The sequence below is a fragment of the Bradyrhizobium sp. WYCCWR15520 genome (assembly GCF_056174665.1).
On sequence record NZ_JBWBWM010000030.1, the window covers coordinates 58,887 to 78,453 of the forward strand.

Consider the following 19,567-nt stretch of genomic DNA (forward strand, 5'->3'; position numbering starts at 1 on the left):
GACGGCGCTTCGCGCCTCCTCACCATGAGGGTCCAATGTTCCGCTCATCCTGATGAGGGGCCTGCGCAGCAGGCGTCTCGAAGGATGAGGCCCTCTCTTTGCATCAGAGCCGCTTGATCGCCGTCACATCGCTGCCGGCCGCCTTGATCCGCGCGATCGCTTCCCGCGTGCTCTCGATCACCGTCGCCATGTGATGCGCATTGGCGTGGACGATGGTGTCGGCGTCGCGGACGATGGCGACGTGACCCTTCCAGAAAATCAGATCGCCGCGCTGCAGCTTCTTCGTCTCCGCCGCATCAAGCGACCGGCCGAGGCCGTCCTGTTGCATATCGCTATCGCGCGGGCAGCCAGTTCCGGCGGCGTTGAGCGAGATCTGGACGAGGCCGGAGCAATCGATGCCGAGCGAGCTCTTGCCGCCCCAGAGATAGGGCGTGCCGACAAAGCGTTCGGCGACCGCGACAAAATCCTTTTCGACGGCGTCGAGACTGCCGACATGGTGACGCGGCAGATACCAGCCTTCGCTGGTTATCGCGAAGGCACCGTCTTCGCGTATGACGGTCACCCTTGCGCCCGTCGTGAGCGTCTCGACCGGCGGCAGCTTGATCGAGGGGCCGGGAAAAGCATATGTGCGCAACGCCGTGATCTTGTGTGTCGGTGCGGCCACCGGCTTTGCCAGCGCGGCATCCGGAATCCAACCGACGTAGCCGTCGCCGCTCAACTGCCCCCAGGCGAGCCCTTCGCCATGGCGGTCGTACACCGTGACGCGTTCGCCCTTCAGCGCCTGCGTCGCCATCATGGCGCCCGCAGCCGGTGTTTCCCACAGCGGCGCGATGGCCACAGCCACGCAAAATTCCTCGCCGTCGACGAAACGCGCGGCGTTCACCCTGCCTTCGAGATATTTTGCGGCGACCTCGGGCCGTGCCGGTGTCAGGCGCGGATCATGCATAGCGTTCGCTCAACAGTTTGTAGATCGCGCGCGCGGCCTGGCATTCGCCGCCTTCGGGGCGCGCGGGTTTCGCCGACGGCGTCCAGCCGTAAATATCGACATGCAGCCAGCTCTTTGCATCCGTCACGAAGCGCTGCAGGAACAGCGCGCAGGTGATCGAGCCGGCAAAGCCGCCGGACGGCGCGTTGTTGATGTCGGCGACCTTCGAATCCAGCCACGAATCATAGGGCGGCCACAGCGGCATTCGCCACAACGGATCATTCTCCCGTTTCGCGTGGGCTGCGACCATTTCGGCAAGCGTCTCATCGTGGGTATAAAAGGGCGGTAAATCCGGCCCGAGCGCCACCCGCGCTGCACCCGTCAGGGTGCCGAGGTCGACCAGCAGGTCGGGCTTCTCTTCGTCCGCCAGCGCCAGCGCATCTGCCAGCACCAGCCGTCCCTCGGCGTCGGTGTTACCGATCTCCACCGTCGGCCCCTTGCGGGACTTGAAGATGTCGAGCGGACGGAAGGCGTTGCCGGCGACCGAGTTCTCCACCGCGGGAATCAGCACGCGCAGGCGGACCTTCAGTTTCGCATCCATCACCATCTGCGCCAGCGCCAGCACGTTGGCGGCACCGCCCATGTCCTTTTTCATGATCAGCATGCCGCTGGACGGTTTTATGTCGAGCCCGCCGGTATCGAAACAGACGCCCTTGCCGACCAGTGTCACCTTGGGATGGGTGGGGTCGCCCCAGCTCAGATCGATCAGGCGCGGGGGGCGCGTCGAGGCCATGCCGACGGCGTAAACAAGCGGAAAGTTCTGTTTCACGAGATCGTCGCCGACGATGCAATTGAACCCGGCGCCGAAGCGGGCCGCGAGCGCTTGCGCGGCATCAGCCAGTTGCTCCGGCCCCATGTCGTTCGACGGCGTATTGATCAGATCGCGCGCCAGCGCGGCTGCTTCCGCCATCCGCGCGATATCGGCGACATCGATGCCGTCGCGCGGCACCAGCCGAACGTCAGGCTTCTCCGCCTTGCGGTAGCGGCCGAAACGATAGCTCCCCAGCGCAAAGGCGAGCGTCGCCAGGCGCATGTCGTGTGGCGCGTTGGCAAAGCGATAGACGCCCGGCGGCAGCAGGCCGGGCAACGCACCGGGCCGGAACAGGTCGCGGGATTTGCTGCTCTCGTCCTCGAGCCCGAACACGACCTGCGCAATCTGCCCGTCGGGCCCGGGCAGCGTCAGGCATTTGCCGGGCTTGGCGGTGAAATCATTGGCAAGGGCAAACTGCCGCGCATGCTCGGGAAGGTCTTTGGCGATTGCGCTCCAACTCGTTTTGGTGGCGAAGGTAATCGGAATGGCGGAGGCGGTGGGCGCGGTCTCGAACGGGAATGGCATGCTTGTCTCGCGAAGGGGACGGGGCAGGACGGTGTGGTAAAGCTGGCATAGCACGGCCGATTAACCGGCCGTTAGGGTTAACACTCTATTGCTGGCTCGTACGGCTCCATTCGTCCGCCAATCCCGTGAGTTGAAGTGCCATGCGTCGACAGCCCCGCCACGCCGGATCTCTTGCCCGGTTCCTGACCTCGGCCGCCGTCACGGCGGTTCTGGCCGCAGGCCTTGGCGGCTGCCAGACCATGTCCGACATCACGGGGTCGCTGACCTCCTCGTCATTCAAGGCACAGGCCGTTCCCGACGATCCGCGCCGGGCGGCCGAGGTCTATGGCGAGCGATACCGCGCCAATCCCAAGGATGCCGAGGCGGCGCTGGGTTACGGCCAGGCGCTCCGCGCCACCGGCCAGCGGGCGCAGGCCGCCGCCGTGCTCGAACAGGCTACCATCGCCCATCCTGGCAACAAGGCGCTGCTCGCCGCCTACGGTCGCGCGCTTGCCGACAACGGCAATTCGCAGGCCGCGTTCGATGTGCTGAGCCGCGCGCATTCGCCGACCAATCCGGACTGGCGCATTCTTTCGGTGCAGGGCACCACGCTCGACAAGATGGCCAAGCACGAGGAGGCCCGCCGCTATTATACGGCTGCGCTGAAGATCGTGCCGGAAGAGCCGTCGGTGCTGTCCAATCTCGGCCTCTCCTACATGCTGACGCGGGAATTGGCGCAAGCCGAGGAAACGCTGCGGCGCGCCTATTCCAATCCGCGCGCCGACGGACGGGTGCGCCAGAATCTCGCGCTCGTCGTCGGCCTGCAGGGCCGCTTCGCGGAGGCCGAGACCATCGCCAAGGGCGATCTGCCCGCCGACGAGGCGGCCGCCAACGTGGCTTACCTGCGGGAAATGCTGAGCCGCAAGGACAAGGACAATTCGCGTCCTCCCGGCAGCAAGGCGACCGTCCCGGTCGCGGCCCTCAACCGGCCGGATTGAGCTTCTCTAACCAAAGTTGGAGATGTGAGCCGTCCTTCGAAGCGCGCAAGTCGGCGCATTGCACGGTTGCGCGCTCACCTCACGGCATCATCTGGAGCTTGATGTAGGTCGGTCCGAGAATGACGATGAAAAGGCACGGCAGGAAGAACAGGATCATCGGCACGGTCAACTTCGGCGGCAGCGCGGCCGCCTTCTTCTCGGCCTCGGTCATCCGCATGTCGCGGTTTTCCTGCGCCATCACGCGCAGGCTCTGGCCGAGCGGGGTGCCGTAGCGTTCCGACTGCATCAGCGCCAGACAGACCGATTTCACGCCCTCGAGGCCGGTGCGCTTGGCGAGATTCTCGTAGGCCACCTTGCGGTCCTGCAGGTAGGATAGTTCCGCCGTGGTCAGCGCGAACTCCTCCGACAGCGCGAGCGATTGCGAGGCGATCTCGGCTGAGACCTTGCGGAAGGCGACTTCCACGGACATGCCGGACTCGATGCAGATCAGCAGGAGGTCGAGCGCGTCGGGAAAGGCGCGCTTGATGTTGAGCTGGCGCTTACTGATGGCGTTCTTCAGGAACAACATCGGCGCCTGCAATCCGAGATAGGCGGCGCCGATGCAGATGCCGAGCTTGATCGTCAACGGCTTGTCCATCTGCGTGATCACGAACACGTAGAGAGCCGCGCCGAGGAACAGCACGATCGGCGTCACCGCGCGGGCGAACAGGAAGGTGACGTACGGCGCGTGGCCGCGGTAACCGGCCATGATCAGCTTGTCGCGCGCGGCTTCCTGCGCCAGCCATTTGGTCAGGTTGAAGTCTTCCACCACCTTGGAAACGAGCTGCTTCGGGGTTTGCCGCAGCGACACCTTTTCCGACTTGTTGAGCCGCTCGCGCTCGCGCTGCCTGAGCCGCTCGCGCTCGCTAGCGACCGCCTTCATGCGCTTGGCAAGCCCTTCGCCGGCAAACAGCGGCATGATCAGCGTATAGGCGGTCGCGCTTGCTGCGATGGCGGCAAGCAGCATGGTCATGAACCGCGCATCGTGCATCTTGGCGATCACAATATCAATCATGGCCGTTACCGTCAGAAATCGAAGTTGATCATTTTCTTCATCACCATGATGCCGATCGACATCCAGCCGACGCAGCACACCAGCATGAACTGGCCGATATGGTGGGTCCAAAGCAGCGAGATGTAGTCAGGCGTCGAAAGCCAGACCAGCAGCATCACGATCGGCGGCAGCGAGCCGATGATGCCGGCGGAGGCCTTTGCTTCCGTCGACATCGCCTGAATCTTCTCCGCCATCTTCTTGCGGTCGCGCAGCACCTTGGAGAGGTTGCCGAGCGCTTCCGACAGGTTGCCGCCGGACTTCTGCTGGATCGCGACCACGATGCCGAAGAAGTTCGCCTCCGGCACCGGCATCCGCTCGTACAGCCGCCCGCAGGCTTCGCCGAGCGGCATGCCGATGGTCTGCGTTTCGATGATGGCGTTGAACTCGCTCCTGAGCGGCTCCGGCGAGTCGGCCGCGACCACCTTGATCGATTCGAACAGCGGCAGGCCGGCCTTGATGCCGCGCACGATGACGTCGACGGCATCGGGGAGCGCCTTCAGAAACGCCTTCTCGCGCCGTTTCTTGAGATAGCTGAGCAGCCATCGCGGCAGACCGAGTCCCGTGCCGAAAGCCATCACGATGGCGCCCAGCGGGGAGCCGCCGACGACGAATGCAACCACGAAGCCGACCACGGCGAGGACGCCGGAAACGATCCAGAATTTCTGCGTCGTCCAGGACCCCAGGCCGGCCTGGGCGAGGCGGGTCGACAGCGCGACGGTCTTGTCCTTCTTGCGGCGGGCGTCGAGTTCCTTGAGCGATCCTTCGACCTGTTCGCGGCGCGAGCGCTGGCTCTTTTCGGCCTGGCGCGCCGGAGCGTCGTTCCGGGCGATCGAGGCGCGGCGCGATTCGGCCTTCCGCTCGCCCGACAGCAGCGGATAGATGAATACCCATGCCAGGCCGCCGAGGGCGGTGGCGGCGAGGAAGGCCAGTGCGAGTGCCTGCATGCTTGTTACCTTCCTCAAACTTTCTCGATGACTTCGGCGGCATCGAGCGCGGCCGCAAGCCGCTTCTCTTCGTTGTAGTATCGCGCGCGTTCCCAGAACTTCGGACGGCCGATGCCGGTCGAGCGGTGCCGTCCGATGATCTTGCCGTTCGCGTCTTCGCCCAGCATGTCATACAGGAACACGTCCTGGGTGATGATGGTGTCGCCTTCCATGCCCATCACCTCGGTGATGTGGGTGATGCGGCGTGAACCGTCGCGCAGGCGCGCGGCCTGCACGATGACGTCGATCGAGGCGCAGATCATCTCGCGGATGGTGCGCGAGGGCAGAGAGAAACCGCCCATCGTGATCATCGATTCGCAGCGCGACAGGGCTTCGCGGGGATTGTTGGCGTGCAACGTTCCCATCGAGCCGTCGTGGCCGGTGTTCATGGCCTGCAGCAGGTCGAACGCCTCGGGTCCGCGGACTTCGCCGACGATGATGCGTTCGGGGCGCATACGCAGGCAGTTGCGGACCAGCTCGCGCATCGTGACCTGGCCCTCGCCCTCGATGTTGGGCGGGCGGGTTTCCAGCCGTACCACGTGAGGCTGCTGCAATTGAAGCTCGGCGGCGTCCTCGCAGGTGATGACGCGCTCGTCATGCTCGATATAGTTGGTCAGGCAGTTCAACAGGGTGGTCTTGCCGGAGCCGGTGCCGCCGGAAATCAGCACGTTGCAGCGGACGCGGCCGATGATCTGCAGGATCTGCGCGCCTTCCGGCGAGATCGCGCCGAACTTGACCAGCTGGTCAAGCGTCAGCTTGTCCTTCTTGAACTTACGAATGGTGAGCGCAGGGCCGTCGATTGCCAGCGGCGGCACGATGGCGTTGACGCGGCTGCCGTCGGCGAGGCGGGCGTCGCAGATCGGTGAGGATTCGTCGACGCGCCGGCCGACCTGGCTGACGATGCGCTGGCAGATGTTGAGAAGCTGCTGGTTGTCGCGGAAGCGGATGCCGGTCTTCTGGATCTTGCCGCCGACTTCGATGAACACCGTGCCGGCCCCGTTGACCATGATGTCGGCGATGTCGTCGCGCGACAACAGCGGCTCCAGCGGGCCGTAGCCGAGCACGTCGTTGCAGATGTCGTCGAGCAGCTCTTCCTGCTCGGCAATCGACATCACGATGTTCTTGATCGCGATGATTTCGTTGACGATGTCGCGGATTTCCTCGCGCGCGGACTCGCCGTCGAGCTTGGCGAGCTGGGCGAGGTCGATCGCCTCGATCAAGGCGCCGAAGATGGTCGCCTTGACCTGGTAGTAATTGTCGGAACGCCGCGCCTCCATGGTGGGGGCGGGCGGTGGCGGCGCCTTGGGCGCGATTGAGGGCGAAGCGACGGCCGGCGCGGCCATCTCGCGCGCAACGACCGGCGCAGCCGCCGGCTCCGGCGCCTGAATGGCGGGTTTCATTACCCGCGTATCACTATCATTTCCGCTACGCTTACCGAACACGATGGCACTCCACGCGGGCTGTCTACTTCTTGGCCCGCAACTTCTCGATCAAAGGTGACAGCAACGAACTCTTCGGCTTCTTGGTCTCGCCGCGGCCGGTGAGCCGCTGCGCGATCTGCAGAAACATCTCGGTGGTGCGATGAGTCGCGGAGATTTCCGCGATCATCTGGCCGTTATTGGCGGCCGAGCCGAAGATTTGCGGCTCGAACGGGATGGTGGCGATCGGGTGGTTTTCGATCGCCTTGGCGAACTCGGCGGCGGGGATCTCCGGCCGCTTCGGGATGCCGACCTGGTTGAGGCAGTAGAGCGGCGCGCGGTCGTTCGGCCGCGATGCTTTCAGGAGGTCGAAGATGTTCTTGGTGTTTCGCAGATTGGCGAGATCGGGCGCCGCGACGATCAGGATGTCGTCGGCCGCGATCAAGGCGCGCTTGGTCCATCCCGACCATTGATGGGGAACGTCGAGCACGATGCAGGGCATGGTGGTGCGAAGCGTGTCGAAGATCGAATCGAATGCCTCGGCGCCGAAATCGTAGACACGGTCGAGCGTCGCCGGCGCCGCCAGCAGGCTGAGATGATCGGTGCATTTCGACAGCAGGCGGTCGAGGAACGCGGTATCGATCCGGTCGGGCGAGAACACCGCGTCCGCGATGCCCTGCGGCGGATCCTGGTTGTAGTCGAGCCCGGCGGTGCCGAAGGCTAGGTCGAGATCGGCGACCACCGAATCCAGCGCCAGATCGCGCGCGATCGCCCAGGCGACGTTGTGGGCAACGGTCGATGCGCCGACGCCGCCCTTGGCGCCGACGACGGCGATGATGCGGCCGACGGCCTTGGCTTCCGGCGACGAGAACAGGTTGCAGACCGAGCGCACGACGTCGATGGCGTTGACCGGGGCGATGACGTAGTCGCTGACGCCGCGGCGCACCAGTTCGCGATAGAGCATGACGTCGTTGATGCGCCCGACCACGATCACGCGGGTTCCGGCGTCGCAAACGGAGGCGAGCTGGTCGAGTCCGGCGAGAATGTCGTTGCGGCCTTCGGTCTCCAGGATGATGACGTTCGGGGTCGGGGCCGAGCGGTAGGCCTCGATGGCGGCGGCCATGCCGCCCATCTGGATCTTGAGATGGGCCTTGCCCAGGCGGCGGTCTTCGCCCGCCGACTGCACCGCGGCCGCGGTTTCCACCGTCTCGCAGAAGGCTTGCACCGACACCCGCGGCGCCGGCGCGATGTGATCCTCGGTCGACGGCGCCGTGATTTCCGGCTGCAGCTGTTCTGTATTCTGGCGCGAGTAAGTGATCATTTGCCGGTATCGCTGAGTTTGGCCTTGTCGGCCTCGGGATAGGTGGTCGTGGTTGTCATGCCCTTGCGATATTTGTCGAAGGCGATGGCACGGCGCGGCGTAAAGGCTGGTGTTTCGGGACGCGGCTGCGCGAGATCGGCCGGATTGTCGACCATCGCCGCAAGATTGCGCTGATTGGCGCAGCCGAAATTGTAATAGGACTTGTTGTCGAAGTAGCTCTTGTTGTTGATCGACGGGCCGAGATCCTCCGGCCACAGCCCGCATGGGCCGGCCACTGCCGAAATCTTTGGATAGTTGAGGCGGATCGCAGCCATATGCCTGGGATCTTCGGGACGATACCGGCGGACATTGACAGCCCGCGGCGGCACGCCGGCGGCGGAGAAGGTCGCCTGGATCTCGCGCAATGAATCCTCGGCCGCCCGCGCATTCGGCGTATTGACGGGGATGTCGACGCTGATCGCGCCAGTGCCTTCGCGAAGCCAGGTCTGGGCCAGGTACATGACGTCGGCGCGCTGGGATGCGGAAAGGCCGCCGCGTCCGCGACCGACGAAAACGACGATCGAGCGGTCGGCTTCCTGGACCGCGATCGGGTGGCGCAGGCGGTAATCCTCGGGAACGCTGGCCGTCGTCGCGGGGTCGACAACGGCATGCTTGCAGGCGCCGAGCGCCACGGAAAGACCGATCAGCGCTCCCGTCAGGCGGAGCGCGCGCTTGCGATCGGCGGGTCTTGGGAATGTGCTCTGTGATGTCATCGTCCCGCCTCAGTCCGTAATAAAGCCGTAGGTGCCGCGATAATTCCGTGCCTTTTCGACGCGGCCCGGAACGCCGTAGATGCGATTGATGCTGCCGAGCAAGTCGGCCTGCGGGTCCGCTGCGGCGGCAAAGCCGTCGTCGGGGCGCGACAGGTCCTTCTGCGCCACCGCGCGGACCACGTATGGCGTGACCAGAACCATCAGTTCGGTCTGGTTGTTGACGTAGTCGCGGCTGCGGAACAGCGAGCCGAGAACAGGCAGTTGCGCCAGGCCGGGCAGGCCGTTGATGGCCTGCTTGGTCTGCTCCGCGATCAAGCCCGCCATGGCCATCGCGCCGCCCGAGGGAATCTCCAGCGTGGTTTCCGCGCGGCGGGTCTTGATCGAGGGAATGGTCAGCGAGTTCGTCGAGTTGTTGCTGAGAGCCTGCGTCAGCGTGATCGAGTTGTCGTTCGACAGTTCCGACACTTCGGTCATGACGCGAAGGCTGATCCGTCCTTCGGTCATCACCACCGGCGTGAAGTTGAGCGAAATGCCGAACTTCTTGAATGAAATCTGGGTCGTACAGACGCGCGTGACGGGATCGCAGGCATAGCCTGCGGGAACGGGAAATTCGCCGCCGGCAACGAAGGTCGCGGATTCACCCGAGATCGCGGTCAAGTTTGGCTCGGCCAGCGTGCGGACGACGCCGGCGCTCTCCATCGCGCGCAGCGTAGCCGTCACTGACGAAGTACCTCCGAACGTTCCCTGTGCCGAATTGCCCGGGACCAGCGAACGACCGAGCGCGGTGAACGGATTGGCATTGGTGAAGTTCACGACCGAGGTGCCGTAATTGAAGCTGGCCGTGAGATCGATGCCCAACTGCTTGATGATATTGCGGGAGACCTCAGCGACCGTCACCTTCAGCATCACCTGGTCGCGGCCGCGGACCGCGATCGAATTGACGACCTTTTCGCTGCCGCCGACGAGGCGGGCGGCAATGTCGGCAGCCTGTTGCGCTTCGATCGGGCTTGCTGCGCTGCCGGTCAGCACGACGCCGTCGCCGACGCCTTCGATCAGGATGTCCGAGTTCGGCAGCGACTGCTTCAGCGCGGCGCGGACGCCGTTGAGGTCGCGCTTGACCGCAATGTCATAGGCCGCGATCTGCGCGCCGGTGGAATCGAAGAAAACGATGTTGGTCTGGCCGACCGCGGCGCCGATGATATAGGCGCGCTGGGTCGTCCGCACGACTGCGTTGGCGACCTTGGGATCGGCGACCAGCACGTCCTTGATCTCGCGCGGCAGATCGACCACCATCGATTTACCGATCCCGAGCGAAACGAAACGCGCGTTCATCTGTCCTTCGGCGCCGACCGGAGCCATGGCGCGATAGTCGCTCGCCACCACTGGCGTCAGCGCCGGATTGAGCGTGAGAGCAGCCACGGCCGAAAACGACAGGGCGCGGACGATGAACGTTCGCATCATCGGCTGAATTTCCCTGCACTTCATATCGTGCGTCCTTTCGGTCACTTCTGCATTGTCTGCTGGCTGGCGACGCCATAACGGATGACGTTGAAATTTTCGCCGCGCCTGTTGCGTTGTTGTTCGTCCAGATCATCGACCGCGTTGACGTCGGCGATGCTGCGCAGCGCCAGCGTCAGCGTGCCGCTCTGGCGCGACCGCGCCAGCGTCTCGGCCTGCTCGGGCTTCAGTTCGAGGGTGACGGTCTTGCCGACCAGCGAGTTGGCGCCTTCTTTTTCCTTCGGCGCCTGGTCGATCGCGAGAACGCGAACATTGGAGAGAATGATTTCCGAACTGGAGACGTCCGGACCTCTGCCGTTGGCACTCCTCTCGCGCTTGGTGAGAAGCACGTCGACGCGGTCGTTCGGCAGGATGAAGCCGCCGGCGCCGGTTTCCGGGGAAATTTCGGTGGAAATGGCGCGGTAGCCGGCCGGCAGGATCGCCGCCATGAAGCCTGAGCCGTCGGCTTTCACCAGCTTCTGCTCGCGAATCGGCTCGCCCGCGATGAACGGGGAGCGCGCGATCGAGCCGGTGATTTCGTTGATGGCGTCGGCCTTGCTGGCCTTGTTGATGAAGTTGCTGCTGGCGGTTGCGGCCGGCCACATCTGCCATTGCAGATCGTCCGGCTTGACCGACTGGCCGAGGCCGATATCCGATTTCGCGACGAGAATTTCGACGGTCGGCATCTGCGCGACCGGCGCCGGCGCTGGCTTGTCGTCGGACCCGCTGGCGAGATAGGCGGCAATGCCGCCGGCGACGATCGCGATGGCCAGAACCACTATGCGTGGCTTATTCATACGCTTCACTTTCCACATTACGCTGCGACGCTTCCGCCGCCGTGATGGGAGTTGACCAGCTATTCGTCAAAGCATGGTTAATGAGGCGTGTGTAAATTGCCTTAACGGAAAGTTAGCGACGCCGGATCAGCGCATGGCGAGGTGAGTGAGGTCGACCGCCTTGATCCATTCGGTCTCCGGATAGACGATCAGCGCGCCGAGCGCGAGGGCGATGCCGTAGGGGATTCCGCTCTGCTTGTCGTGCAGCCGGTTCAGCCAGGCTTGTCCCGTGAGGAAGGATGGCAGCGGCCATTGCCGGAACTGAATCAGCAGGATCGTCAGCGCGCCGCCGAGCAGCGAGACATAGAGCAGATAATTGAGCAGATGGTCGAAGCCGAACCACAGCGCCACGCTGGCTGCGACCTTGGCGTCGCCGCCGCCCATCCATCCCATCGCGAAGCAGCCAAAGGCCACCACCAGAACGGCGGCGCCGGCGCCGAAATGCAGAAGGATGTCGTGCAGGCTCATGCCGCCCAGCACCGCAAGCGCGATGAAGCCGGCAATCAGCGCCAGCGATACCCGGTTCGAAATCGTCATCGTGAACAGGTCGCTCGCGGCTGCGAACGCCATCAGGGCCGGAAACAGCAGGAGGCGGGCGGTATCGAGGATCATGAAATCACGCTTGCTGCGGTTGACCGGGATGCAGGCTCTGGCTGAGCCTAGCCATGAGAAATGAACAATCGGGAAACAGCGGAACGTTGCGCGGGCATGCCGCTTCCGGCAGCCGGCCGTCAGCTCCGGCGCGTGCGCGCTCTGACGAGAAACGAAAAAGGCCCCGGCTTGCCGGGGCCTTTAACGCTAGCTCGCAGCCGTCGCTTACTTCAGCGAGCTCGAGATCGTGTTGAAGTTCGTCGACAGCTTGGTGCCGAGACCGTTGACGGCGGTAATGATCGCGATCGCGATGCCGGCGGCAATCAGACCGTACTCGATGGCGGTGGCGCCGGACTCATCCTTCACGAAACGCGAAACGAGATTCTTCATAGATGATAACTCCTGTGTACACGTGGCTGGTCGAACTTAAGTTTGGTCTCGCCGGCGTTCTCAGCACCGTGACCATGGGCGTCACCCTAGGGTGCGACAATTTCGGCGCAGTTAATTCGAACGTCGAAAAATGCTTGGAACTTGCTGTTATTGAGCACAGTAAACGCTGCATTAAAGCGTTCGATAAAAATCCAGGTGCGCCTTCGAAGCGTCTTCGTCGCGATCGCTTGTGCCCGCCGGCTCCTTTGATTCACGGCTCCTTAAGCGCGAGCGGATACCCCTTTTCAGGTGTGATCGAGCGAGGCCGTCATGTCGAGTTTGCCAATGGAAGTCATCGAGGTGGTCGGCCAGACGATGGCGAAGGTCGTTCCGGTCACGATCGTGCTCGCCGTTGTTTTCACGGTGCTCTCGCATTTCTGGGCCTGCAATCCGGGCAGACCATGGTGGCGTAAGCGCGAGCTCATTACCGACATCTGCTACTGGTTCTTCGTGCCGGTGTTCGCGCGCATCTTCCGCATCGGGCTATTGGTGATCGGCGCTTCAGTCGTCTTCAACATTCACGAGGTCGACGAACTGATCGCATTCTACGACAACGGCCATGGACCGCTGGCGCAGCTTCCGCTCTGGGTGCAGGCGATACTGTTCCTGGTCGCGTCCGACTTCATGCTGTACTGGCTGCACCGCATGTTTCACGGCGGCGGGTTCTGGAAATATCACGCCATCCATCATTCTTCGGAAGATCTCGAGTGGATCTCGGCGGCGCGGTTTCACCCCGTCAACCTGTTCATCGGAACGATCCTGGTCGACGTCATCCTGCTGATGGCGGGCATATCGCCCAACATCATGCTGTGGGTGGGGCCGTTCACGACCTTCCACTCCGCCTTCGTTCACGCCAACCTGAACTGGACGCTCGGGCCGTTCAAGTATGTGCTGGCCACGCCGGTCTTCCATCGCTGGCATCACACCTCGCTGGAAGAGGGCGGCAACACCAATTTTGCGGGCACCTTCCCGCTCTGGGACATTCTGTTCGGAACGTTCCGCATGCCCGAGAACCGGCTGCCTGAAACTTACGGCGTGGACGAAGATCAACAGGTCCCGACCGAGATTGGCGGGCAACTGGCCTATCCATTCCGTCAATAGGAACGGCCGGTAATTTCGCATGAGCATTGAAGCGGAGGCGATCCAGAGGGAGAGAACCTTCAGCCTTGCCGACGTTCCGGCATGGCTGTGGCTCGGCATCGGCATCTACGCGCTGTTGCTGGTCCGCGGCGTGGCGCTTCTGAACGATTCCGATACCTACTGGCAGATCGCCGTGGGACAGTGGATCCTCGACCATCATGCCTTGCCGCGCGTCGACATCTACTCCTTCACCAAGACCGGAGAGTCGTGGACGTCGTCGTCCTGGCTGGCGCAGGTGCTGTATGCGGTGAGCTACAATCTGGCGGGCTGGTCCGGGCCGGTGGTTCTCTCCGCGAGCTCAATCGCCGCAACCTTTGCATTGTTTGCCCACATTCTTGGCCGCCGCATCCCCGCCGGCTATGCGATCATGGTCGCGATCGCGGCGCTGGTGCTCTCGATGGGACATTTTCTGGCGCGCCCGCACGTGCTGGTGCTGCCGATCATGCTGGCCTGGGCGTACGGGCTGATGTCGGCGAGCGAGCGCGGTCAGGCACCGTCGTCATGGCTGTTGCCGTTGCTGGCTTTGTGGGCGAACCTGCACGGCGGGTTCGTGTTCGGCCTCGTGCTGGTCGGCGCGTTCGCGCTGGATGCGCTGTGGAATGCCGAGCGCGCGCAGCGCAGGTCGGTGGCGCTGCGCTGGGCAGCGTTCGGCATCGGCGCGCTGCTGGCCTGCTGCGCCACGCCTTACGGTTGGGGATCGATCCTCGCCGCCCGCAGGATCCTGGATCTCGGCGAACTCCTGCATCTGATCTATGAATGGATGCCGGCGGACTTCAGCAAATTCGGCGCGTTCGAGATGGCGATCCTCATGCTGATCGCCGGCGCGCTCTACGGCGGCGTCAAGCTCACGCCGCCGCGGATCGCGCTGGTGCTCGGCCTGCTGCACATGGCGCTGTCGCATGTCAGGAACGTCGAAATCTTTGCGCTGCTGCTGCCGATCGTGGTGCTCGCGCCGGTGGCCTCGCAGTTTGCGCTGCGGCCGGCTTGGTCTGCCCGCAACGGTGCCCCGATGTCCGTGGTGGCGGCGGTAATCGCCTTGCTCGGTGGCTGGACGTGGCTGCTGGCAGCCAACACCGCTTTCGCGCCACCCCAAAATCATTCGCCGGCGGCGGCTGTCGATGCGCTGATGGCGCATAATCCGAAGCGGGTTCTCAACGATCTCCCGTTCGGCGGCTATCTGATCTGGCGGCAGATCCCGGTCTTCATCGACGGGCGTGCCGAGCTCTACGGCGAAGCCTTTGAGATGGCCTACTACCGCGCGATGCAGCTCAAGGACGTGAACGAGCTCCTGAATATCCTCAACGCCTGGCAGATCGATGCCGTGCTGCTGACGCCCTTCACGCCGGCGGCCAGCCTGCTTGATCACACCGCCGGCTGGCGGCGCGTCTACGCCGATGGCAACGCGGTGTTGCACGTCCGTACCGCCGGCACGCCATGACACGGCGCAACCAGTCGCTGGATCTTCTGCGCGGCGTGGCCATCCTGCTGGTCGTCCTGGTGCACTGCCAGGAAGAGTCTACCGGCGTCGTTCCCGGCCTGACCTGGTTTGCCAAGAACTACGGCGGGCTCGGCGTCCAGCTCTTCTTCATCATCAGCGGCTATACGATGATGCTGACATTTGGCGACAGGCTCGACCTGGCCGCCGCCCGCTCGTTCTATATCCGGCGTTTCTTCCGGATCGCGCCGCTGTTCTGGGTCGCCATTGTTTTTTATCTGCTGGCGACGCGCGGCCGCGGCATCACGAACTTTGCGCCTGACGGCGTCGGCCTGAGCGAGGTGCTGCTGACATTCCTCTTCCTGCACTCGTGCAGCGTCACCGCCTACAATTCGGTCGTTCCGGGCGGCTGGAGCATTGCGGTGGAAATGCAGTTCTATCTGCTGTTTCCGCTTCTGATCTATCTGTTCCGCCGCCGCAACGGCGCCACGTTGTGCTACGCGTCGATCGCACTTGTGAGCGTTATCGGACAATTGGCCGTCGAGCCCTATCTGATTCCGCGGCTGGCGGCGTCGCTGCCCGCCAGCCAAGCGTATCTGGCTGAGGGCGTCTTCACCAGCTGGCTGCCGCGCCAGGTGATCTGCTTCGGCTTCGGTATCCTGCTGTATGACTATATCGAGCTGAAGAACAGGCCGACATTCGCCGCGCTGCTTCTGCTCGGCGCTGCGCTGATCGTCACGCCGCAGGGCGCCGAAATCGCGCTGCTGGCTGCATTCGCGTTCGGTGTCCTGATCTCGAACGTCTCGCTGTCGTGGATGATGGTGCTGGGACGTCACTCCTACGCCATCTATCTCGTTCATTTCGCCGCGGTGTCGCTGATAGCCGGACTGGTCCCGGTGGGCCTGGTGCCGCTGTTCGTGCTGGTCTCCGCCGTGTCGCTGGCATTCAGCTATTATCTGATCGAGCCCCGGATCGAGCGTCCCTTCAACCGGCTGGGCCACGCATTGGCGTCGGCCGGCGGTGCCCCGAAAGCCGTCGTGACGACCGCCTGAGGCCGCCGACGGCCGTCCAAACTGGCGGCGAGGCGGGGATTCTGCTACGCCGGTCGAAATGAACCTGCCGACCGAAATCGTCGAAATGTTCGGCCAGACCTTGGCCAAGGTGGTGCCCGTCACGATCGCGCTGGCGCTGCTGTTCTCGCTACTTTCGCATTTCTGGGCCTGCAATCCCGGTAAGCCCTGGTGGCGCAAGCGCGAGCTTGTCACCGACATCTGCTACTGGTTCCTGGTACCGCTGTTTGCGCGCGTGTTCCGCATCGGGCTGCTCGTGCTCGGGGCCGCCCTGCTGTTTGGAATTCGCGATGCCGACGAACTGATCGCATTCTACGACAACGGTCACGGCCCGCTATCGACGCTGCCCTTATGGCTGCAGGCGATCCTGTTCCTGGTCGCAGCCGATTTCGTGATGTACTGGCTGCACCGCATGTTTCATGGCGGCGGGTTCTGGAAATACCATGCCATTCACCATTCCTCGGAAGACGTGGACTGGATCTCGGCGGCGCGCTTTCACCCCGCCAACCTGCTGCTGGGGACCATCGGCGTCGACGTCGCGCTGCTGATGGCCGGCATTTCGCCGGGCGTGATGCTCTGGCTCGGACCGTTCAACATCTTTCATTCGGCCTTCGTCCACGCCAACCTCAACTGGACGCTCGGGCCGCTGAAATATGTCGTGGCGACGCCGGTGTTTCACCGCTGGCACCACACTGCCCGCGAAGAGGGCGGCGACACCAATTTCGCAGGCACCTTTCCGCTCTGGGATCTCCTGTTCGGGACCTTCCGGATGCCGAAAGACCGCCTGCCGGAGCATTATGGCGTCGACGACCAGGTCTCGTTTCCCCGCGAGATCGTCGGGCAGCTGGCCTATCCATTCCGCAAGTAGGTAAATGGCGGATTTCTTGCCGCCGGGCGGCGGCCTATTTGCCCTTTGTTCATGAATTGTCGTCAGATTCACCCTGTCGGGCGCCGGTTCCGCTGTGTATCCGCCATTGCCGGCATGTTGATGCCCCGGGGTAGAGTATGTCGTTCAAGTTTCCGCGTATTCGCGCACGCGCGCGTTTTGGATTGCGTTCGCTCGTTGCAGGAATCCTGCTGTGGCCGGCCGTCTGCCTAGCTTCGCCCGATCCCGACCGCATAGCCGTCTATGTCGATCAGGCGAAGCTTGTGAAGCTTCCTGCCAAGGTCTCCACCATCGTGGTTGGAAACCCGCTGATTGCGGACGTGACGCTGCAGAGCGGCGGCATCGTCGTGGTTACCGGCAAGGGCTACGGCGCGACCAACTTCATCGCCATGGACCGCAACGGCGAGGTGCTGGTGGATCGCCAGATCCAGGTCGAGGGCCCGTCCGATCAGCTCGTCACCGTCTACCGCGGCGTTGATCGGGAGTCCTATAGCTGCATGCCGATCTGCCAGCGCCGCGTCACCCTCGGTGACGGCGTGAACTACTTCCAGACCGCAATCAGCCAGGCCGGTTCGCTGTCGGGCCAGGCTGCGGGAGCCGCGGCGGCTGGCATCAGGTGAGTTTGTTGCGGTAGAGAACCCGCGGGTAATCTCCGGCGGGCTCGCGGCAGGGTTAAGAGACGGTTGACGCAGCGGGTCGTTCTGGCTGGATCGGCCGAAACAATTCGACAATCAGTTTCGGATAGATTTTTGCGGCAATCCCCTCGCGTTCTGAGGTCTCGTCGATGCCGCCTTCTACAGCTCCCAAGACAAACATCCTGCGCCGGTTTCGTCGCAATCGAAGGGGCACGGCCGCCGTCGAGTTCGCGCTGGTCGCGCCGATATTCTTCGGCGTCCTGTTCGCGATCATCGAACTGGCGCTGGTGTTCTTTGCCAGCCAGATTCTCGAAACGGTGACGCAGGATACGTCGCGTCTGATCTTGACCGGCCAGGCGCAGAACTCCTCCTTCACCCAGGCGCAATTCAAGAACGCCGTTTGCGCCAAGCTCACCATCATGTTCGACTGCGTCAACGGCATCTCGATCGACGTGCAGAGCTACAAGGCGTTTTCCAGCGTCAACGTTTCCGACCCGATCGTTGCGGGAAATTTCGTTCCTCCGAACAATTATCTGCCGGGCGGACCCGGCGACATCGTCGTCGTGCGGCTGTTCTACAAATGGCCGCTGTTCGTCACCGGCCTCGGCTTCAATGTCGCGAATATCGGGCTGAACCAGCGGCTGTTGACGGCGACCGCCGCGTTCCAGAACGAACCTTACTAGGGCCAAGGTAATGAAACCGATGAGCACAATCTGGCTTCGCATGCGCCGCCACGCATTCGAGTTGCGGGGCAACAACAACGGTGTGGCGGCCGTCGAATTCGCCATGATCATTCCGCTCATGGCGATGCTGCTCGTGGGAACCAACGAGTTCTCGGCCGGCGTCGCCATCGACCGCAAGGTGACGATCATGGCGCGCACGCTGTCGGATCTGACGTCCCAGAACGAGAAGGTCACCGATGCGCAGTTGACCAACTTCTTCAATGCCAGCAAGGCGGTCATGACGCCTTATGCGTCGGCTCCTGTGGAGGGGACGATCACCGAACTCTGGATCAATCCGACCACGCTGAAGGCGCGGGTGCAGTGGAGCAAAGGCGCCAACGCGCACTCCCCGGGCGACATCATCGAGATTCCGGAGGCGCTCAAGATCGCCGGCACCTACCTGATCTACAGCGAGGTGAAATACAAATATGTTCCCAGCGTCGCCTGGTTCCTCAACAAGGCGAATGGCATCACGCTGAGCGATGTCACCTTCACCCGTCCGCGCCAGTCGCTTTGCGTGATGTACAACACCACTGTCTGCGAACAGAAATGAGACGCCTGCGCCGGGCGAACTGCCGGGAAAATGATGAGATGAAAAAGGCCGCGCCATGGGCGCGGCCTTTTGATTTATTCGGCTGAATTGTTCAGCGGCGGTCTTCGGGACGCTGTCGCATGCGACCCGAAAATCGCTTATCCGGCGGCGCGCAGATTGTCGGCCGAAGATTTGCCAGAGCGGCGATCTGCCACGATTTCGTAGGAGATCTTCTGGCCTTCACGCAACGTTCCGAGGCCGGCACGCTCGACAGCGCTGATGTGCACGAACACGTCATTGCCGCCGTCATCCGGCTGGATGAAGCCATAGCCCTTGGTTGCGTTAAACCACTTCACGGTTCCCATGCTCACTGGGGTAGTCCCTTCTCAGATATACAAGTCGTAGCCCACCCTTCGATGGGCTGGTGAGATCGAATTTTTGGAAGGGTCGTCAGCGTCTAAACCGGCTGTACCGGTGGATAGCTAATGTCGTCCGGCCGAAAATCGATGGCTAATATTATTCGATAGTAGTGTTCAAAACAATCCTGACGTGCACGATTTTTTGATTCGGTCGGCCAGCCGGCCGCGACCGCGCACGATATGAGCGTATCGGGCGCGTTTTCGCAGATGTTAAGGAATCATTTACCGGCGACGGAACTGTCCGCCGCGCGGTGGCGCACCGCGTGGGGCGCCGGGATTGCTGGGACGCTCGTCCTTGTGACGGAAGATCAGGCGTCCTTTCTCCAGGTCGTAGGGTGACATTTCGATCGTGACCCGATCGCCTGCGAGCGTCTTGATCCGGTTCTTCTTCATCTTGCCCGCGGTATAGGCAACAATCTCGTGTCCGGCATCGAGCTGCACGCGATAGCGCGCGTCGGGAAGGATTTCGGTCACCAGTCCTTCGAACTGGATCAGCTCTTCTTTAGCCAT

General features: G+C 63.1%; 21 protein-coding genes. 8 read left to right on the forward strand and 13 right to left on the reverse strand.

The features are described from left to right. Positions 1 to 103: 103 nt before the first annotated feature. Positions 104 to 946 (reverse strand): C40 family peptidase, encoded by an 843-nt coding sequence (locus AC0QUY_RS29805; protein ID WP_475389806.1) that lies wholly within the window; start codon positions 944 to 946, stop codon positions 104 to 106. Then, on the reverse strand, positions 939 to 2,321 hold the full coding sequence (locus AC0QUY_RS29810) for a leucyl aminopeptidase family protein (protein ID WP_475389807.1): 1,383 nt from the start codon (positions 2,319 to 2,321) through the stop codon (positions 939 to 941). The genes AC0QUY_RS29805 and AC0QUY_RS29810 overlap by 8 nt, the downstream gene beginning before the upstream one ends. 140 nt (positions 2,322 to 2,461) lie before the next feature. Between AC0QUY_RS29810 and AC0QUY_RS29815 the strand changes: the two genes are divergently transcribed. Next, complete coding sequence (locus AC0QUY_RS29815; RefSeq protein WP_475389808.1) at positions 2,462 to 3,298, forward strand: tetratricopeptide repeat protein; 837 nt, start codon at positions 2,462 to 2,464, stop codon at positions 3,296 to 3,298. Positions 3,299 to 3,377: 79 nt separating this feature from the next. Here AC0QUY_RS29815 and AC0QUY_RS29820 read toward each other — a convergent pair whose 3' ends face one another. The 9 genes from AC0QUY_RS29820 to AC0QUY_RS29860 form a co-directional block, all read right to left on the reverse strand. Beyond that, positions 3,378 to 4,352 carry a type II secretion system F family protein gene (locus AC0QUY_RS29820; RefSeq protein WP_475389810.1) on the reverse strand — a complete coding sequence of 325 codons (975 nt, stop codon included), beginning with the start codon at positions 4,350 to 4,352 and terminating at the stop codon, positions 3,378 to 3,380. An 11-nt stretch (positions 4,353 to 4,363) separates the two neighbouring features. Further along, entirely contained in the window at positions 4,364 to 5,335 is a 972-nt protein-coding gene (locus tag AC0QUY_RS29825; protein ID WP_161851722.1) for a type II secretion system F family protein, read from the reverse strand. A 14-nt stretch (positions 5,336 to 5,349) separates the two neighbouring features. Continuing rightward, entirely contained in the window at positions 5,350 to 6,816 is a 1,467-nt protein-coding gene (locus AC0QUY_RS29830; RefSeq protein WP_475389811.1) for a CpaF family protein, read from the reverse strand. Between the two features lie 22 nt (positions 6,817 to 6,838). Further along, a complete protein-coding gene (locus AC0QUY_RS29835; protein ID WP_161851724.1) occupies positions 6,839 to 8,113 on the reverse strand; it encodes a CpaE/TadZ family protein in 1,275 nt (424 codons plus the stop codon). Next, positions 8,110 to 8,865 (reverse strand): CpaD family pilus assembly protein, encoded by a 756-nt coding sequence (locus AC0QUY_RS29840; RefSeq protein ID WP_161851725.1) that lies wholly within the window; start codon positions 8,863 to 8,865, stop codon positions 8,110 to 8,112. Before AC0QUY_RS29840 ends, AC0QUY_RS29835 begins: the two co-directional genes overlap by 4 nt. Positions 8,866 to 8,874: 9 nt before the next feature. Next, positions 8,875 to 10,326, reverse strand: a complete 1,452-nt coding sequence (locus AC0QUY_RS29845) for a type II and III secretion system protein family protein (protein WP_371419403.1) — start codon at positions 10,324 to 10,326, stop codon at positions 8,875 to 8,877. Between the two features lie 41 nt (positions 10,327 to 10,367). After that, a complete protein-coding gene (gene cpaB / locus AC0QUY_RS29850; protein WP_161851727.1) occupies positions 10,368 to 11,159 on the reverse strand; it encodes a Flp pilus assembly protein CpaB in 792 nt (263 codons plus the stop codon). Positions 11,160 to 11,285: 126 nt separating this feature from the next. Further along, positions 11,286 to 11,810, reverse strand: coding sequence for an A24 family peptidase (locus AC0QUY_RS29855; RefSeq protein ID WP_161851728.1), 525 nt, complete (start codon positions 11,808 to 11,810; stop codon positions 11,286 to 11,288). Positions 11,811 to 12,014: 204 nt separating this feature from the next. Next, a complete protein-coding gene (locus tag AC0QUY_RS29860; protein ID WP_057858333.1) occupies positions 12,015 to 12,179 on the reverse strand; it encodes a Flp family type IVb pilin in 165 nt (54 codons plus the stop codon). A 309-nt stretch (positions 12,180 to 12,488) separates the two neighbouring features. Between AC0QUY_RS29860 and AC0QUY_RS29865 the strand changes: the two genes are divergently transcribed. The 7 genes from AC0QUY_RS29865 (at position 12,489) to AC0QUY_RS29895 (ending at position 18,659) form a co-directional block, all read left to right on the forward strand. Further along, on the forward strand, positions 12,489 to 13,319 hold the full coding sequence (locus tag AC0QUY_RS29865; protein WP_475389812.1) for a sterol desaturase family protein: 831 nt from the start codon (positions 12,489 to 12,491) through the stop codon (positions 13,317 to 13,319). Between the two features lie 19 nt (positions 13,320 to 13,338). Beyond that, positions 13,339 to 14,796, forward strand: coding sequence for a hypothetical protein (locus tag AC0QUY_RS29870; RefSeq protein ID WP_475389813.1), 1,458 nt, complete (start codon positions 13,339 to 13,341; stop codon positions 14,794 to 14,796). Then, the gene (locus AC0QUY_RS29875) at positions 14,793 to 15,845 is read left to right on the forward strand and encodes an acyltransferase family protein (RefSeq protein ID WP_475389814.1); all 1,053 of its coding nucleotides are present in this window, start codon (positions 14,793 to 14,795) and stop codon (positions 15,843 to 15,845) included. Before AC0QUY_RS29870 ends, AC0QUY_RS29875 begins: the two co-directional genes overlap by 4 nt. Positions 15,846 to 15,903: 58 nt before the next feature. Further along, positions 15,904 to 16,731, forward strand: a complete 828-nt coding sequence (locus AC0QUY_RS29880; RefSeq protein WP_475389815.1) for a sterol desaturase family protein — start codon at positions 15,904 to 15,906, stop codon at positions 16,729 to 16,731. A gap of 137 nt (positions 16,732 to 16,868) precedes the next feature. Beyond that, on the forward strand, positions 16,869 to 17,369 hold the full coding sequence (locus AC0QUY_RS29885) for a pilus assembly protein N-terminal domain-containing protein (RefSeq protein WP_161851733.1): 501 nt from the start codon (positions 16,869 to 16,871) through the stop codon (positions 17,367 to 17,369). 164 nt (positions 17,370 to 17,533) lie between these two features. Next, positions 17,534 to 18,067, forward strand: coding sequence for a TadE/TadG family type IV pilus assembly protein (locus tag AC0QUY_RS29890; RefSeq protein WP_475389817.1), 534 nt, complete (start codon positions 17,534 to 17,536; stop codon positions 18,065 to 18,067). A gap of 19 nt (positions 18,068 to 18,086) precedes the next feature. After that, positions 18,087 to 18,659: a TadE/TadG family type IV pilus assembly protein gene (locus tag AC0QUY_RS29895; protein WP_475389818.1), complete on the forward strand. Its 573-nt coding sequence runs from the start codon at positions 18,087 to 18,089 to the stop codon at positions 18,657 to 18,659. 137 nt (positions 18,660 to 18,796) lie between these two features. On the opposite strand, the gene AC0QUY_RS29900 is transcribed toward AC0QUY_RS29895, so the two are convergent. After that, complete coding sequence (locus tag AC0QUY_RS29900; protein WP_002714433.1) at positions 18,797 to 19,009, reverse strand: cold-shock protein; 213 nt, start codon at positions 19,007 to 19,009, stop codon at positions 18,797 to 18,799. Positions 19,010 to 19,279: 270 nt separating this feature from the next. Next, positions 19,280 to 19,567 (reverse strand): translation initiation factor IF-1, encoded by a 288-nt coding sequence (infA, locus tag AC0QUY_RS29905; RefSeq protein WP_057838523.1) that lies wholly within the window; start codon positions 19,565 to 19,567, stop codon positions 19,280 to 19,282.